Source organism: Niallia sp. WK069_GA_01 (genome assembly GCF_983173855.1).
Window position 1 is genome coordinate 932076 of the sequence record NZ_OZ470138.1, and the last position, 17801, is coordinate 949876.

A 17801-nucleotide genomic window follows, 5' to 3' on the forward strand; every position below is an offset into this window, starting at 1 on the left:
GATTAATAAGGGCGCTTACGCTTTTCTATTAGTAGGATGGAAAAGCGCAAAGAGGGTTTTTAAAAGTATTTTAAGGAGAGTTTATTAAATAAGAACCAATGTGTAAGCATTTCTTTTATGAAAAGGATACCAACAATACAAAATGATAGTATATTAAGTGATTATATTTCGTTTTGAAATTTAAATATTAAAATTATTTACCAATGGAAAAAATAGTTTGTTAGATTATCTGACGAGTTTCATTTTAAAAAAAACTATACATGATATGATTGTCTCAACTTTTGCGATTCCTTATACAGAAAATTATTCCTTTCTAATTGTAGGGTTATGTGTATATGGTCTTCTTGGGAAATTAGCCCTTGATCCTGTTTTAATTTCTTATATGGCTGATATTACACCGCAATCAATGTATTCTAAAGTATATGGTTTCTTCAATTTCAGTGGAATGCTTTCATCCATTTTTGCACCATATATTACAGGATATTTTGCAGATAAAACTGGTAGTCTTGAATTTGGATTCTATTTAGCAGGAGGATTATTAGTGATTGGTGCAGTATTATTCTTGTTTACTAGTGATGAAAATGAGACAGAAGGAAAACAATTAAATACTTTTGGCATAATGAAAAAGGAGGAAACAACAGTTTGAATAAAGTAATAGTTGGGACCACTTCGATGGTAGTTAGTCCACATTATTTAGCATCTCAAGCAGGGGAAAGAATATTAGAAAAAGGCGGAAATGCATTTGATGCAGCTGTTGCAGTAAGTGCTTGTTTAGCCGTGGTTTACCCACATATGACTGGACTTGGAGGTGATTCCTTTTGGTTAACATATAATGTTGCAGAAGGAAATGTCCGCTCCTATAATGGCAGTGGAAAATCTGGTGCAAATATAACACGAAATAATTATGCTGGAAAAGAGTCCATTCCATTTCGTGGGATAGAGAGTGTTATTACAGTGCCTGGCATGGTAGACAGCTGGGATGCAATCATAAAGGAATATGGGAATATGTCCCTTGCGGAGGTTTTAGCTCCGGCGTTGGAATATGCAGAAAAAGGTTTCCCTCTTTCGAATGACCAATATGAAAATACAGTGAAAAATGTAGAGCTTTTACAGGCGGTTAAAGAAACAGCAGAGATTTTTTTGCCAGAAGGAAAAATTCCAAATAAATTTTCAAGATTCGTCCAGAAGGATTTAGCTGCTACTTTAAAACGTTTAGCTGCACATGGAAGAGATGATTTTTACAAAGGTGAATTGGCAAAGGAGATAATTAATAGTCTAGAGGAACAAGGGGGCCAGTTAATCTTAGCTGATTTTGCCGCACATCAAGGAGAATGGAGCGAACCATTATCGAGCACTTATCGTGAATATACGATGTATCAAGTACCGCCAAACTCGCAAGGATTTGTTGGCTTGATGATCTTAAATATCTTGGAGAATTTTGACTTATCATCGATTCCTTATGGTTCTTATGAATATTACCATCTGTTAGTAGAAGCAGTGAAAAGAAGCTTTCAAGACCGAAATGAATATTTAACAGATCCTGACTTTAATAATATTCCGTTAGATCGATTATTAAGTAAAGACTATGCAAAGGAAATGGCAGAGTCCATTTCTTTTAAACGTACCAATGATTTAGTTTCTCGTCCTGTTGGCAATGACACAGCATATGCAGCGGTTGTTGATAAAGATGGGAATGCTGTTTCTTTTATTCAAAGCTTATATTTTGAATTTGGTTCGGGGATAGTTGCGGGGAATACAGGCATTACGATGCAAAATAGGGGATCATTTTTTTCGCTTGATCCAGACCATGTGAATACATTGGAGCCGGAGAAAAGAACTTTTCATACATTAATGCCAGCAATGGCGTTTAAATGCGACAAACCATATGTGTTATACGGAACACAAGGTGGGGAGGGACAGTCGCAAACGCAGACATTAATGGTAACACGGATGCTGGATTACGGATTTGATCCCCAGGAAGCGATAAGTGAACCAAGATTTGTATGGGGACGAACTTGGGGTGAGAAAATACAAGAGTTAAAAATCGAGGGAAGAGTGTCACAGGAAGTATTGGAAAAATTACAAAAAGCTGGTCATATAGTAAACCGTGTAGAAGCATTTGATGGGATAATGGGACACGCTAACGCTATTTTAATGGATGAACAAGGTGTTTTATATGGCGGTGTGGATCCAAGAAGTGATGGAGCAGCAGTAGGTAGATAAAAACTGTATCGGCGATATAAAGATGAAAAGTGAACTTTTTCTTTTGGAAGGTTCACTTTTTTTACTGTTTAGCAAAGGATAAATAAGAAAAGCACCAGTTTAGTGCTCCCATCCAACATCCTCACGATTTAAATTCATTTCTATATAATGTGATTAATCGATATATCTTCTGAAAATTAAAAAGTAAGCGTATACAAATAAGAGGATTGTCGTTATTATTAAGGTATATCGTATTAGTCACTGCCTAAACTAGTATTATGTACTGATTTTAAATTTGGATCTATAAGAAAAGTAGAATAGAATTTTATTGTAGTGAACAAAACGGAGGAACTCTATGAAACCAAAAATTAAAGATGTGGCAAAACTGGCCGGTGTTTCACCAACAACAGTTTCCCGTGTTCTAAATAATCGTGGCTATATTGGAGAAAAAACGAAAGAAAATGTATATAAAGCAATGAAAGAGTTAAATTATTATCCAAATGAACTTGCCAGGTCCTTATATAATAAGCGAACAAATGTAATTGGTCTTATTATCCCAACAACAACGAATCCATTTTTTGGCGAACTTACGTTTGAAATTGAAAATATATGTGCTTCCATTGATTATAAAGTGCTGCTTTGCAATAGTTTAAATGATATAGAAAAAGAAGAGAAATATTTAGATATGCTAATGCGCAATCAAGTAGATGGAATTATTGTAGGAACACATAATCAAGGAATTCTTGACTATCAAAAGCAGCACTTAGCGGTGGTAGCGATTGACCGTACCTTATCAGAAAATATTCCGATTGTCAGTTCTGATAATTATGAAGGGGGAAAACTGGCAACTGAACTGTTAATTTCAAAAGGTTGTAAACGAATCGTTCATATTAATGGACCAGTGAATTTTGCAACTCCGGCTATGCTCAGAAGAAAAGCATATGAGGATGTGATGGAAAGCAACGGGCTAGTGTCTATTACATATGAAATACATGAAACTTTTAATCCACAAAGTCAATTGGAGGTTATGAAGAAAATTTTAGAGGAGGCTCCAGATGTTGATGGGGTTTTTGCCAGCAATGATATTTTTGCTGCTTCTTTTATAAGAGAAGCAGAAGCAAGCGGGAAAAAAATCCCTCAAGATATAAAAGTTATTGGTTATGATGGAACAGAAACTACTCAAAGTTTATTTCCTAACTTAACAACGATTCAACAACCGATTAGGCTGTTGGCAGAATCAGCGATAGAGATTTTGCTCAAGCAAATGGATGGAGAATTTAGTGAAATACCGTTGCAAGTGAATCATCCTGTAAAGCTTCTTATCGGAAAAACAATTTAATAAAGAAGAGGTAATTTCAGATAAATGGAATGCAGCTGGATTATAGAAGGAATATATATTTCATCGATCCTAGCCACATTCCATTGCTGCTTTAGGAGCTTTACCTCTGTAACCCTTTTAAAAGTAGAGAAAACGAACCGGTACAAGCTTTGTTTTCTAGTGAAAAAGTATGGTTTTACAAAAATATGAAACCGGTTGACATAAAAGTGTTGACTTATGAAACCGGTTGACATAAAATAAAATTGTAAGCGATTTCAAGTGATTTAGTGAATGATAATAATCTTAAAAAAGGAGTAATCACTATGAAAAGTTCAAGGACTCTGTATTGGAAACTTAGTGCGTATTTTTTCTTTTTCTTTTTTACTTGGTCATCTAGCTATTCCTTATTTTCTATTTGGTTAGGACAGGAAATAAATTTAAATGGAGCCGAAACTGGTTTAATCTTTTCTGTAAACGCTATCTTCGCCTTGTGTATGCAACCGCTTTATGGATTTATCTCGGATAAAATTGGATTGAAAAAACATATATTATTTGCGATTAGCATCCTGCTTGTGTTGGTTGGTCCGTTTTATATTTATGTTTATGGTCCATTATTGCAATATAATGTAATATTAGGTGCCCTTGTTGGTGGGTTATATCTTGGCGTCTCCTTTTTAGCTGGAATCGGTGCAATTGAATCTTATATTGAAAAAGTAAGTCGAAAATATGAATTTGAATATGGTAAATCAAGAATGTGGGGCTCCTTAGGGTGGGCAGCAGCGACTTTTTTTGCAGGACAATTATTTAATATAAATCCAACTATTAATTTCTGGGTTGCCTCTGTCTCAGCTGTGATATTGGTAGCTATTATTCTATCGGTTAGAATTGAAATGACAGAACAAGAAATTTTGAAAGCGGATTCTATTACGTTAAAAGATGTAGGCAAGCTATTTCTTTTAAAACATTTCTGGTTTTTAATGTTATATGTTATTGGAGTAACATGTGTTTATAGTGTGTATGATCAGCAATTTCCTATCTATTATTCTTCTTTATTTCCATCAGAAGCAGTAGGAAATCAAGTGTTTGGCTATTTGAACTCTTTTCAAGTATTTTTGGAAGCAGGTATGATGTTCCTAGCGCCTTATGTGGTAAATAAAGTAGGGGCGAAAAACAGCTTAATTCTAGCAGGTATGTTAATGGCATTCCGTATTATTGGCTCAGGTATTGTCGTTGGTCCAGTTGGTATTTCTACGATGAAATTAATTCATGCATTAGAATTGCCAATTATGCTGATTGCCATTTTTAAATATTTAGCAGCAAATTTTGATACACGATTATCGTCTGTTCTTTATTTAGTAGGTTTCCAATTTGCTTCACAAGTTGGAGCATCTATTCTATCACCAATTGCCGGGGGACTTTACGATAGCATTGGTTTCCGTCATACTTATTTAGTAATGGGGATACTTGTTCTTGTCTTCACGACTATCTCTATGTTTACATTGCTTAATGAACGGAAAAATACAAAAAATGCCCGTCGAAAAGACGTTATGATAAAAACCATTTAGGGGGAAAATATATGTTGCAGACAAATAGTTTAAAAAAAGCAGAAGAAGCGATGAAAGAAACAGTAAAGAAAATGAACAAACAGTATCGACTAGGCTATCATATTATGGCCCCTGCTAATTGGATTAATGATCCAAACGGATTAGTTCAGTTTAATGGGGAGTATCATGTGTTTTTCCAGCATCATCCGTATGATGAAAATTGGGGACCGATGCATTGGGGTCATGTAAAATCGAAGGATCTTGTTCAATGGGAGCATTTACCGATTGCGTTGGCTCCAGGGGATGCTTGTGATAAAGATGGATGTTTTTCCGGAAGTGCGGTTGATAATAATGGAGAATTAACGCTGATTTATACAGGACATCATTATACAGATAAAGAGAAGGATATATTCTTTCAAAATCAAAATATCGCTGTAAGTAAGGATGGCATTTCTTTTGAAAAAGTCGGAGAAAATCCAGTTATCGCAGAGCCGCCAGCGGATAGCTCTCACCATTTTCGTGATCCAAAGGTTTGGAAGCATAATAACGAATGGTATATGATTCTCGGAAATGCTACTAGAGAAGAGACTGGCAGAGTTATTTTATATAAATCTGCTGACTTAAGAAAATGGGAGTATATTGGTGTGCTTGCCGAAAGCGATGGAACGCTTGGTTTTATGTGGGAATGTCCTGATTTCTTTGAATTAGATGGGAAGTATGTATTGCTTTTCTCTCCACAAGGAATGGAAGCGGAAGAAGAACGTTATCAAAATCTTTTCCAAACAGGCTCTTTAATCGGTGAGTACAATTATGAAAACAACGAGTTTGTTTATGGAGAGTTTACAGAGTTGGATCATGGGCATGACTTCTATGCAGTTCAAACTTTATTAGATGATAAAGGACGCCGAATAGCTATTGGCTGGATGGACATGTGGGAAGCTGATATGCCAACGAAAAAAGATGGATGGGCTGGTGCTCTTACATTGCCTAGGATTTTAACGTTAAGTGAAGATGGAAAGCTTTTGATGAATCCTGTGGAAGAACTGATCCAATTGCGTGAAACTGCTTATCCTGCTTTACAAAATAAATCAGTAGCAGATCAGTATTTTTATGAAATAAATGAAGCATTGCTAGAAGTGAAGGCTGTCTTTGACTTAAACAGCACAGCAGCTGAATCTATTTGTTTAAACCTTATGGGAAGCAGCAGTGAAGCTTTAAAAATTCGCTATAACAAAAATACTCAAAAGTTAACACTTGATTGTTCTGCTTATGGAAAAATAAAGGATGGGGTAAGAACGGTAAAATTATCTGCTTCTGAAGAACTTTCTTTGCGTATATTTATTGATCGTTCATCTATCGAACTATTTGTTAATGATGGAGAAGCAACAATGACAAGTCGGATCTATCCGAAAGAGGAAAGAGCGGGGATAGAAATTGTCGCTGAAAATGGTGTGGCTGAGGTAACAGAGTTTACTGCTTGGCAGTTGAAAGACTGCTGGGAATAGGGAAAGAATACGATTATAGGTCATCTTGAAAAACGGGGCCTGCGGGTGGAATACATTTTGCTTTCCTGTGGGACTCATCTACGAGGGCTGCAGGGGCTCGTCTATCCCGCAAATTTTGTGTATTCTGACTGTTCCCTGCTTCAAGGAAATCTGTTTCTTTTCATGTACCATGGTGTAAATTTGTTTGCAAGGCTGTCTTTTTAGTGCTTTGATAAATCAAATAAGGTCTTTCTTTCATTTAAAAATTTCTTATGTAGATCCGGTGTGTTCTATATAATTGAATTTATGATGGGGGAGGATCTTTTTTTGTATAAATAAAATCTATTTTCGTAACAGGATGTTCGTTATAATGAAATTTATTAGTATATGATTCGAAAGGATAGAATAGAATAAACCATTTTCATGCGCATAACTTTAATGTTTTAGGTGATTTTTCTCACTTTTTATTATAAAATTAAATTGACTAGATACTTTGCAAGTGATAAAATGTTCTTAAATAAGAACATTTTAGGTAGTGAACAACAATATTAATTAAGTGATTTTTTTTTTTTTTTTTGAATCATTTGTTCTTTAAAAAGAACAAGTGGTGGTCTAAAAAGAATGAAGGTTAAAAATAATCAACAAAAAATATGCGGAAGATGGTGAAGTACTTGTCGGTTGTAGCAGAACAAGAAAAAGGTAGTATTTCCTTTTTTAGTATGCCTGGTGTAAAAAAATCTTATATGAAGCCAAGAATTATCGCATTGATTCCTGCTCATAATGAAGAAAGGTCTATACGTGATTGTTTAGCAGGCTTAAATGATCAATTGCTCCCAAAAGGAGTAGAGATGGATGTTTATGTTATTGCCGATAATTGTACAGATCGCACGGAAGAAAAAGCAATCAATGCTGGTGAAGAGTTTAATTTAAACTTAAAGGTAATTGTGACAGAAAATAATAAACTTCGAAAAGTTGGCGCATTAAATTCCGGTTGGAAACTGCTATATGGGGATTTGCTGGATATTTACGATAATCATCCGTTAACAGAGCATCAGGAATTATATAAACAAAGCATTAAAGCTGTTTTAGGAATGGATGCAGATAGTCGACTTGCGCCAAATTGTTTGAAATATTTATGGGAGGGATTAATGAGCGCCCGTAATATTGGCGGAGTAATGGCAAAGTATACAATGCGTATGCCAAAAAAGAAAAGCCTTCTTTCTAAACATGATGTGTATTATGAGGAGAAAATTGAGAGTGGTGAATATGGTGGTCCTATTACACGTTGGTGGACACATCAGCAAAAACAGGATATGGCAAGCTGGCTTCTTGATCTTCAATATCATGGTGGAAGCACATACGTACTTGGCGGCCAGGCGACACTATTTAGGCCAGAAGCATTGCAGGAGGTAGTCAATCATAATAAACTAGACGGTCCATGGCAAAATGATAGTGATGTGGAAGATATGTTATTAACATGGCAGTTGCAAAAATCTGGATGGAAAACGCTGATAAGTCCTAAAGGGCGATGCTTTGTAGATGCGATGAGATCATATCATACTTTCCGAGAGCAACGTAATAAGTGGAATTCTGGAACCGTAGATTTGCTTACAAATAAAGATTTAAGTGTACAAACAAGACATAAAGGGAAAATATGGAGAAACCAAATGAAGCTGTTGTCAGATTTAGTCATACGTGTCCTGTTTTTTTCCTTGTTAACGGTGGCTCTTGCAACCAACCAATTTTTTTGGTCATGGATTTGGCTAATTCCAATAGGGCTAGCATCTGTATTAAATATAATTCTTGCTATTAAAACACCTATGCACCGAACAATTGATGTGATTTTAGCAGGACTGCTGATTAGTCCTGAATTGTATTTATGGGTTAATTTAATGACTTTCGGCCAAGTCTGGCTTGGTAAACTATCTGCAAATAAAAAAGATGGCTGGGCTAATCAATATGCCGCGGAAGCAGGTAAGACAAGAAGTAAATTAACACAAGGAATTTTATTTGCTATCATCCTTCTATTAGTAGCCGCTTATTCCAGCATTCACTTCCAAGATTTTTTAACAAGCATAAAGGTTCAGCAAGCTATTAGTCCCTATTTAATGGCTGGTTGGATTACGCTCACCTATTTAACAATTTTTAAATCGTTGATGATGGTATATCAAATATGGACATTACGCGGAAGACATACTGCTTAAGGTGTTTATCATGAATTTAGTGGAGCTGGGACATAAGTATTCCAGCCGAAGATAAACCCGAACCATGATACGAAGATGTAAAAATATTTCGTATCATGGTTTGGGTTTTTTATTTATGTAAAAAAGAAGGTTTGTGGTAATCACCCGCAGCCTGCATACACTTCGCTTTCCGTGGGGCTCGGCTTTAGCCGCTTCGGCCCTTGGCCTGCAGGGTCTCAGCTGTCTCGATAATCCCACAGGAGTCTCGCACCTTCCACTCCAATCAAGCCGTTTTGCTCCATTAGTTGCTGTCGTTGAACTGGTAAAAAAAACCACTTTATTGAATAGACTAAAAGCGACACATTTTAGTAGAATAACGCTGAATAATAACATAAAAAAAACAACGCTACTATGGTTTAGCAATCCTACCTTGTAATGAAATTCGAAGACAAGAACTTATTCTAAAACAGGTTGCTTGTAACGGAGGGTGCGAAGACTCCTGCGGGAAATGTGGGAAGGCTGAGACCCCGCAAGGCAACGCCGAGGAGGCTCAGCTCCCACCCCGCGGAAAGCGAAGCAACCCGTAGTGGAAAGCAACCCCCACACTAAAAAACGAGGCCACTGAAAAACTGATTGTTTTTGAAAAAATATCGAATTATTGTCTATATACAGCTGATAAATATCTTTGGAATTCTATATATAGTAGGTGAGTCGCTTCTTTTTCTTTCTTTATGGACTTTTTCAGTGGCCTCCTAAAAAACAAGCCTCCCATTTTGTTGTTCTTAAACCGAGTAATATCAAGACTTGCAAGCGAATTTAACGGTGCGAAGTTTGAGTTAACTAGATTAAAAAACATAAATAACCAGTATAGGGAAGTAACCATTTACGTGCTAAATTAGAGCATGTTCGTCTTTACCTATTATTTATTTAGTTATGTCTCAGCCTTTTTTTGTCTTTAAAATAATATTCTCAGATTTAATCTGATTGGTAATTGAAACTCTCTGATACAAAACTCCCATGGAGACTCGTCCCTCGTATCCACCATCTAACATGGAAAATGCAGAACCAAACCTAATAAAGGCGGTGTGAGTGGAGAAACTCCTCTATTCATTCGTATAAAAAACAAAGTATTGCATACGGAACCGTGTTTATTTCTATTTAAATCACGTAGCTCCGCCCCTTTTCCATACAAAATAAGGAGTAAAAAGGGGAAATAGTAGTTAAAGCATGAAAACTGAAGAGAAACAAAAAGTTTCATCTTGGCAGAAAAAGAGAATGATAAGAATAGTATGTTTTGCTAATAATAAGAAGAAAATAATGGAGGGATAGTATGTGGAATGCTGCTATGTGGGGAGGAATTTCCGGGTCTGCTGTTTTATTAGGTGCTATTGCAGCAATATTCCTGCCAATTAAGAAACGATTTATTGGATTTATTATGGCATTTGGAACAGGTGTTTTAATTGGTGCTTCTACATATGAGCTACTTGAAGATTCAGTAGAAAGCGGCGGTTTGTTTTCTACTGCATTAGGGTTTTTAGCAGGTGCGATTGTTTTTTCTATTTTGGATATTGTTATTTCAAAAAGAGGAGCACAAAATAGAAAAAGATCAGCAGGAAATAATGAGGGAAATCAATCCGGCCTTGCTATCTTTATAGGAACAGTAATGGATGCAATTCCAGAATCTATTATGATTGGCGCTAGCTTAATTGGAAAGCAAAGTGTTAGTATGCTGCTTGTTATTGCTATTTTTATCAGTAATATTCCTGAAGGATTATCCAGTACTTCTGGATTGATTAACAGCAATTATTCTAAAAAGAAAATTTTTTCCTTATGGATTACGGTACTAATCATCTCTACTTTAAGTTCCTTTTTGGGATATTTATTTTTAGATCATGCTTCTAATCAAATAATGGCAGCGATTGGAGCTTTTGCTGGCGGAGGAATTATAGCTATGGTTGGATCTACGATGATGCCAGAAGCATATGAAGAAGGAGGTTCCATTACAGGTCTCTTGACAGCACTTGGTTTGTTGACCTCTTTAGTGTTGGATCATTTTTCTTAAAAACGCTAATAAAAAATGAAGATGGAAACGTGCTCCTCATTTCCATCTTATAAACTATCTATTTCAATAAATGAGTAAACAAGATAAGAAGCATGGTTACAAGTTTATTACGATGTAGCATAGAATAAGCTAAGTTGAAATTATCCCCATTCTTTGAAAACATTTAGATCCTTAATAAAAATTTGTTTGTTTCCTATTAATGTTATTAATCCTAATTCGGCAAATTTACTCAGCTTGCGGCTGATTGTTTCCCTTGTTAGGCCTAAATAACTGGAAATTTCTTCTCTAGTAATAGGTAAATCAATTAATGTTCCGTTCTCTTTAGTTGACCCAAATTTTTCACAGAATTCGACTAGTAGATAGGCGATTCTAATTTCTGGATCTTTAGTAGCTAATAATTGGGCTAAATCTTCTGTATGGGATAATCTTTTTGTAATGGTTTTTAATAATTTAACGGAGATATCAGGATTTGCCATCATCATCTTGTCAATATCTTTTTTTGTCAGTAAACAAATTTTAGTGTCTTCCATTGCAAAAGCACTGAAATTATTTGCTTCTTCTTCATGAAAAAGATTCATTTCACCAAAAAAATCTCCGTTAGTTAATAAGTGAAGTATTTGTTCTTTACCATAGATGGTTAATTTGGATAATTTTACTTTTCCGCTATGAATGATAAATAATGTATCAGACTTTTCCCCTTCATGTAAAAGCGGTTGTCCCTTTTTAAAATGTTTATGTTTTACCATATTGGTTACTTTTTTAATTTCTTCTTCAGATAACGAATGGAAAATGGGAACTCTTTTTGCACAGTGATCAAGCAAGGCAGTTGTCTCCATTGTATTCACCTCTATAAATATGTTCAATTATTCACAATTAATAACATGAAAATCTATTAAAAGTATAGCATAGAAAATGAAAAAATGTGATTTGAATCCTATTTAGGTTTCTTTTCTCTCCGTATACTAAGGATATTCTAAGAAAAGGAGCTGTTATAAATGAGTATTATTTTTCATGAAATGATGAAAACCGGGGATATTGTGACCAAATTTCCAGCTGCAAGCAAGCTTTTTAAACAATATAAAATTGATTTTTGTTGTGGAGGAAACCGTCCAATCGGTGAAGTATTACAGGAGCAGCAATTGGAAAAGGAAGATGTATTAACACAAATTAACTCCTTGTATAAAATCTATAATCAAGCAGACGACACGGATTGGATGAGCAGACCGTTAACAGAACTTGTTGACCATATTACGGTAAAGTATCATCAAACGACAAGAGAAGTGTTAGATGAATTAAGCGTGTATGTAGAAAAAGTTTATCGGGTGCATGGTGAGAGAGATGCTCACCTAAAAGACGTTTATGTTAACTTCTTTCTATTAAAGGATGAGTTGGAACAGCATTTATTAGATGAGGAACGAGCAATTTTCCCAAATATTAAGGCATATGAACAAACTTCTTCAACAGAATCCTTATTAAAAGCCAAAGAGGAAATAGACCACTTAGAAGAAGAGCATGATGCAGCCGGGGAATTGTTGAAGAAAATCCGCACAGCAACAACGGATTACACGCTTCCTCCTAATGCCTGCAACACATATGCATTAACATATTTAAAATTAGAAGAACTAGAATCTATGACATTTGATCATATTCATTTAGAGAATAATATTTTATTTAAACGACTTTAATGATAAGGGATCTGTTTTAATTAGAAACAGATCCCTTTGGTGTGCCGGTCATGTTCATTAACTAAGCGGTGAAAGTTTGCTTGGGCATTAGTTGAAAGTAAAAGTGTCTGTGGTAACGTGCCTCCTATTCGATTCTAAAGGGAGACTGCATTCTTTTTTCCATTAAATGAACCAGTTTCTTCACATTATTTTAGTAGAATAATCGGAAAGGTAATTTCTATTATATATGGAACCAAATATGCTATTCTTATAGTTGGGTAATAATATAGGAAAGGATGGGATTTTAGATGAAAATAGGCTGGATTGGACTAGGAAATATGGGAAGACCAATCGCTACAAATCTGATAAAAGCTGGCTTTGCAGTGAATGTTTATAATCGCACTGCTGCTAAAGGAGAAGCGCTTGTTAAACAAGGAGCGACACAAGCAGAAAATCTGCAAGAATTAGTGAAAAAAAGCGATGTTATTTTTACAATGGTTTCAGATGATGCGGCAGTTAAAAGTTTGTATGTCGATAATAATCTTTTTGAAATGGCAGAGTCAGGAAAAATCTTTATAGATATGAGTACCGTTTCTCCTAAAACATCCAATGAATTATTTGAAGCTGCCAAAAAAGCGGATCTATCCTTTTTAGATGCCCCCGTTTCAGGCAGTGTGCAGCCTGCAAAAGAAGGGAATTTAATTGTATTGGTCGGTGGAGAAGAAGAAACCTATCAACAAGTGAAAGCTTTATTTGAACCAATGAGTAAGTTATCCCTCTATCTAGGAGAAACGGGTTCTGGAAGCAATGCGAAATTAGCGATTAATTTATTATTAGGCATTACAGTGCAGGGGATAGCAGAGTCTGTCTTATTTGCACAAAATCAAGGCATAAAAACAGAGGATATGCTAACCATTATTTCTGAGAGTGCGGTCGGAACAGCTATTTCAAAAATGAAGACACCAAGTATATTGCATAATGAATTTCCCGCTGCTTTTGCATTAAAGCATATGGCAAAAGATTTGCGTCTTGCCAGCGAAGCAGATGCATTATTACCAATCGGAGAATCCGCCAATAAAACGTTTCAAGATGCATTTGCAAACAATTTAGGTGATAAAGATGTTATGGCAGTAATAGAGCAGTTACAGAAAAAATAATAATGGAAGAGCATAAACACGCTTGCTGCCTGTTTCTGAAAAATAATGTGTAGATAAAAACGCTTGGGAAAAATGTCCAAGCGTTTTTTAGATGGGTAGAATTAGGATGAACGCTAGTTAGCCTATCATAAGCGGAAGATAAGCCAATGAAGAAATTCGACTTGTCCTTTTTACAGGATTTTTTGAACAGCTTCTATTAGAATGCTCCTGAACCTCCGCCGCCTCCACCTACACCGCCACCACCGCCACCGGTGTAAGAACTAGAGTCACCACTGCCACTGCTATTGTTCAGTGTTTTATCTACTAGTTTATTGGCATCATAAAAATTAGTGGAAGCAAGCGTACCAAAGTAATAGATTGTGAAGATATCCATACTAAAATAATTTGTAGTTGGTTGTGATAGATTTATTTTTGGAAATGCAACTGATTTACCTAATGCTTCATTTTTGCGAGTAATGTCTTTATCGTTTAAGCCAAGTCCATAAATATATATACGAATTCGCTCATCCTCTGAAAGCTTTTCCCATTCGCTTTTTGTTATTTGATTAAAATTATTTTGCAAAGCTTTCCATTGATACAAAAGTTCTAATCCCTTATAAGTTTTGGGACGATAGAAAAGGGAAAAAGCAAGAGCTACAATGATGAATAGGATTGCTGCAAATAATAAACCGAATAATTTATAACTAGGAAAATAGTATAAAAACGGTAGCACAGGAAGCAGCATGAAAACAAAAAAACAATTAATTTTTGTGTTTTTTTCATATAATGCATGTTCGGTAAGTTCCTGTTTGATTGCATGCTTCCATTTTATTTGATGGAAATGATAGTTTTGATGATTTTGCTCTTTATTAATATATAGCTTTAAATCGTTAAAGTTAAATATTCCTTTTTTACCAACCTTGAAAAACAAAAAATCGATTAATAGTTGTTCGTGTTTTTTTAAATTCTTTTGTTGATTAACTAATCGAAAGGAATTTTCTTCTGTTTTTTCGATAATCCCTTTTCTTAATAAGTCTAATAAAGCAGCTCCCATTGCTTCAGCAGGCAACTGACTTTGATTAGTATAAAAAATGGTGGCAGGGAGAGTCATGATTTGGTTGGGAACAGTGAAAGAGGTAGATATATTCCGCAAAATATCTGCTTTTTTATTTCGCTGCTTTAAAAAGAGAAGATACATGGAACCAAAAAGAATGATAAATAAAACGGAAAGTCCTATATTTCCAAACAAGGAAGTTCTCTCTTGTTCTTTTTTGTAAAGCGCTGCATCCTCTATCATTTTATTTTTTTCGGAAAGGAAACTCTCCTTCATTGATTTTTGCTGAATATTTTGTGAGGCAGGAAATAAATTAGCATCATAAGCCACACGAATATCACCGTTTTCCTCTGAAGGAACTTCTCCTAGGTTAAATAAGACAGAACCATTAGGCATTACTTTTTCTGTACCAAAAGCTTGGTCATACCCTAATGCAATCACATCGTTTGTTGCAGAAGGGGGATGAATGGTTATGGAAAGGTTATCGTAAGTGGATTGATTTCTGTTATCAAAAAATGGCCAATAAAACTCGGCAGTATCTGAATACACATCGACGCCGTTTTTTATTGTATAAAAAAGATTAATAACAATTACTTCATCAGATCCTTTTCGATAAATGCGGTACACATTTTTATCTTTTTCCACCTTTAACGATTTTCCGTTTTCTTCTGCTCGGAAATTGGCAATAGAAGTTCCGTTCTTCGCAAAAATCTCTCTTGTTATTCCATTAAAATCACCATTGAAAGAATAGGTTTGCGTTTCCTGTACTTCTACATTTCCATCTTTTTGTAAATTAGCTTTGATTTTCATATCGTTAATTGAATATTCCACGGCCAGTCCGGTCTTTGGAAAAAGAAGAAAAATCATAAGTATTGCTAATGGAATGAAGATGAATTTTTTCATTTTCTAACACCTCCTATTAACCATATACGCAAATAGACAGGAAAAGTTTCAAAATTTCCTCTGTTTTCCTTTTTCAGCTAATGGGATTTTAGAAGAAGGCAGGGCGATTATGTAGAAAGCGGTGGAAGTTAGAAGAACAAGGTAAAAAGAAAGCATGTTTACAAAAAGGAAGAAAACTCCATTGATGTAAACCATGCTTTCATCATAAAAATCTTTGTTAATCATTCTTAGAAGAGGATTCATTTTTCTCTTGGTAAGGAAAAAGGGAATGAACGATGATGCTTTTACGCCAATTGCTGCTCGGCGAATTCCCGATAAAGGTCATGTGATTGAATTAATGTGTGGTGTGTACCTATTCCTGTCACTTCGCCTTTTTCAATAAAAATAATTTTGTCCGCATCGACGATAGTTGATAAGCGATGGGCAATGACAAATGTTGTTCTACCTTGCATTAAACGACTTAACGCCTGCTGTACAATGCCTTCTGATTGACTGTCCAAGCTTGCAGTTGCTTCATCCATCATCAAAATTTTTGGATCTCGTAAAAAAGCTCGTGCAATGGCAATCCGCTGTCTTTGTCCGCCGGAAAGCTTCACACCTCTTTCGCCAACTTCTGTATCCATGCCTTTTGCAAAGGAGCGGATAAATCCATCGGCATATGCCATTTCAGCAACTTCCCATAATCTCTCATCAGTGATGGTATGCAAATTTTGCAGTCCGTAGCATAAATTTTCTCGAATAGTACCTGCCATCATGGCGCTTTCTTGTGATACATAACCGATTTGACTGCGCCAAGATGCAAGCGACAGTTGATTAATAGGAGTGTCGCCAATTTTTATTTCGCCATTAGTAGGTTCGTAAAATCTTTCTAATAATCCAAACATAGTCGTTTTTCCACCACCGCTTGGACCTGCAAATGCAATCATTTCACCAGGGTGGGCATCGAATGAAATGTTTTTTAAAACAGATTCATCCTCCTCATATCCAAAAGAAACATTTGCTACAGTAATAGGCTCATTTGCTATATTGACATCTAAGCCTTCTTGTCCTTTTTCTAACGGCAGTTCCAATATGCTGATCATACGCTCTGTAGCACCTTTTGCTTTTTGCAATTGGGTAAAAAACATGGCAAAGGATGTAATAGGAAAAATAATCTGAAATAAATACAGTAAAAACGCAATAAGGGTTCCGGTTGACATTTCTCCATTTGCGACCCGTATTCCGCCATATCCGATAATAACTACAATCACAATCATGACGACAAAATACATGGTAGGAGCAACCATCGCAAAAATTCTGGATTCTTTTAATCCGTAACCCAACAGTTTGTTAATCCCATTCATTCCTTTTGCTTCTTCAACTGATTCCGCAGTTGATGCTTTCATTAAGCGGATTTCAGAAAGGGTTTGTTGTGTATCTCCTGTGAAATTGGCTGTTTCATCCTGTAAACTACGGGAGATTTTTGCCATTTTTTTGCCGAGTGGAATCATGACCGCCATGGTAATAGGAACAGAGATTAACATGAGCAATGTCATTTTCCAATCCATAATAAATAAAATAATAAGAGCCCCAATGATAGATATCAACCCGGAAATAAACTGGGGGAAGTGTTGGGAAATTAAATCTTTTACAATGCCAGTGTCATTGACAATTCTGCTGACGGATTCTCCGCTTTGCTGTTTATCAAAGTAGCTAACTGGAAGGCGAATGAGTTTCAGCCACATTTTTTCTCGTAGATGAGCTACGATTTTTTGACCAGCGGCTGCAAGTAAATAGGTGGACACCCCACTAATAAGTGCTTGTGCAATAAAAACGGATCCAATTAGAATCATAAAGGGAATGCTTAGGGATGCTACTGAAAATCCATCAACTAGATTTTTTGTAAGCAAAGGGATGGACAGTCCAACTAATGTGGTGATAATGCTTGTGAGTAAGCCGATCGTAATTGTTAGTTTAGGAATGTTTGCTGATAATAGTAGTGCAATGAATGCTTTGAGTCCTGTTTGTTGTTTTTTCAAAAATGTAATTCTCCTTTAGTTTTTGTATTGGCTACCCTGAAAAGAGGCTTTGGCTCTTTCGAATAGTCCACAGCCGGAATACACTTCGCTTTCCATGGGGCGGGCGCCGAGCCTGTCCCGCAAATCCCATAGGAGTCTCCGGCTGCTCCCTGCTTATAAACTTAAGAAACTTGCTTGTTCTCATGGGCAATAGTGCAAATTTGTTTGCATGGGTGGCTACCCTGAAAAGAGGG

General features: G+C 35.8%; 11 protein-coding genes and 1 pseudogene. 9 read left to right on the forward strand and 3 right to left on the reverse strand.

Going from position 1 to position 17801, the window contains the following annotated elements; genetic code table 11:
* Positions 1-280: 280 nt before the first annotated feature.
* The 7 genes and pseudogenes from AC5LWL_RS04520 to AC5LWL_RS04550 form a co-directional block, all read left to right on the forward strand.
* A pseudogene (locus AC5LWL_RS04520) lies at positions 281-646 on the forward strand (MFS transporter); the annotation flags it as partial.
* The gene (gene ggt, locus AC5LWL_RS04525) at positions 643-2223 is read left to right on the forward strand and encodes a gamma-glutamyltransferase (protein WP_493433206.1); all 1581 of its coding nucleotides are present in this window, start codon (positions 643-645) and stop codon (positions 2221-2223) included. The pseudogene AC5LWL_RS04520 and the gene ggt, both read left to right, overlap by 4 nt.
* A 334-nt stretch (positions 2224-2557) precedes the next feature.
* A complete protein-coding gene (locus tag AC5LWL_RS04530) occupies positions 2558-3541 on the forward strand; it encodes a LacI family DNA-binding transcriptional regulator (protein WP_493433207.1) in 984 nt (327 codons plus the stop codon).
* Between the two features lie 302 nt (positions 3542-3843).
* Entirely contained in the window at positions 3844-5085 is a 1242-nt protein-coding gene (locus tag AC5LWL_RS04535; protein WP_493433208.1) for an MFS transporter, read from the forward strand.
* An 11-nt stretch (positions 5086-5096) separates the two neighbouring features.
* Positions 5097-6569, forward strand: coding sequence for a glycoside hydrolase family 32 protein (locus AC5LWL_RS04540; protein WP_493433209.1), 1473 nt, complete (start codon positions 5097-5099; stop codon positions 6567-6569).
* Positions 6570-7267: 698 nt separating this feature from the next.
* A complete protein-coding gene (locus AC5LWL_RS04545) occupies positions 7268-8752 on the forward strand; it encodes a glycosyltransferase family 2 protein (protein WP_493436543.1) in 1485 nt (494 codons plus the stop codon).
* 1309 nt (positions 8753-10061) lie between these two features.
* Positions 10062-10793, forward strand: a complete 732-nt coding sequence (locus AC5LWL_RS04550) for a ZIP family metal transporter (RefSeq protein WP_493433210.1) — start codon at positions 10062-10064, stop codon at positions 10791-10793.
* 140 nt (positions 10794-10933) lie between these two features.
* On the opposite strand, the gene AC5LWL_RS04555 is transcribed toward AC5LWL_RS04550, so the two are convergent.
* Positions 10934-11629, reverse strand: a complete 696-nt coding sequence (locus AC5LWL_RS04555; RefSeq protein ID WP_493433211.1) for a Crp/Fnr family transcriptional regulator — start codon at positions 11627-11629, stop codon at positions 10934-10936.
* Between the two features lie 159 nt (positions 11630-11788).
* Between AC5LWL_RS04555 and ric the strand changes: the two genes are divergently transcribed.
* Together ric and AC5LWL_RS04565 are read left to right on the forward strand one after the other, a co-directional pair.
* Positions 11789-12478 (forward strand): iron-sulfur cluster repair di-iron protein, encoded by a 690-nt coding sequence (gene ric / locus AC5LWL_RS04560; RefSeq protein ID WP_493433212.1) that lies wholly within the window; start codon positions 11789-11791, stop codon positions 12476-12478.
* Between the two features lie 287 nt (positions 12479-12765).
* Complete coding sequence (locus AC5LWL_RS04565) at positions 12766-13614, forward strand: NAD(P)-dependent oxidoreductase (RefSeq protein WP_493433213.1); 849 nt, start codon at positions 12766-12768, stop codon at positions 13612-13614.
* A 196-nt stretch (positions 13615-13810) separates the two neighbouring features.
* Here the strand turns inward: AC5LWL_RS04565 and AC5LWL_RS04570 are convergent, their stop codons facing one another.
* Both AC5LWL_RS04570 and AC5LWL_RS04575 read right to left on the reverse strand, forming a co-directional pair.
* Complete coding sequence (locus AC5LWL_RS04570) at positions 13811-15550, reverse strand: DUF2207 domain-containing protein (protein WP_493433214.1); 1740 nt, start codon at positions 15548-15550, stop codon at positions 13811-13813.
* Between the two features lie 284 nt (positions 15551-15834).
* Positions 15835-17568 (reverse strand): ABC transporter ATP-binding protein, encoded by a 1734-nt coding sequence (locus AC5LWL_RS04575; protein WP_493433215.1) that lies wholly within the window; start codon positions 17566-17568, stop codon positions 15835-15837.
* Positions 17569-17801 lie beyond the last annotated feature (233 nt).

What these genes read in the sequence shown, in the direction of transcription:
- AC5LWL_RS04535 (WP_493433208.1), top strand. Translation starts at nt 3,844, where the DNA reads ATGAAAAGTTCAAGGACTCTGTATTGGAAACTTAGTGCGTATTTTTTC.
- AC5LWL_RS04550 (WP_493433210.1), top strand. Translation starts at nt 10,062, where the DNA reads ATGTGGAATGCTGCTATGTGGGGAGGAATTTCCGGGTCTGCTGTTTTA.
- AC5LWL_RS04555 (WP_493433211.1), bottom strand. Translation starts at nt 11,629, where the DNA reads ATGGAGACAACTGCCTTGCTTGATCACTGTGCAAAAAGAGTTCCCATT.
- ric (WP_493433212.1), top strand. Translation starts at nt 11,789, where the DNA reads ATGAGTATTATTTTTCATGAAATGATGAAAACCGGGGATATTGTGACC.
- AC5LWL_RS04570 (WP_493433214.1), bottom strand. Translation starts at nt 15,550, where the DNA reads ATGAAAAAATTCATCTTCATTCCATTAGCAATACTTATGATTTTTCTT.
- AC5LWL_RS04530 (WP_493433207.1), top strand. Translation starts at nt 2,558, where the DNA reads ATGAAACCAAAAATTAAAGATGTGGCAAAACTGGCCGGTGTTTCACCA.
- AC5LWL_RS04545 (WP_493436543.1), top strand. Translation starts at nt 7,268, where the DNA reads ATGCCTGGTGTAAAAAAATCTTATATGAAGCCAAGAATTATCGCATTG.
- AC5LWL_RS04540 (WP_493433209.1), top strand. Translation starts at nt 5,097, where the DNA reads ATGTTGCAGACAAATAGTTTAAAAAAAGCAGAAGAAGCGATGAAAGAA.
- AC5LWL_RS04565 (WP_493433213.1), top strand. Translation starts at nt 12,766, where the DNA reads ATGAAAATAGGCTGGATTGGACTAGGAAATATGGGAAGACCAATCGCT.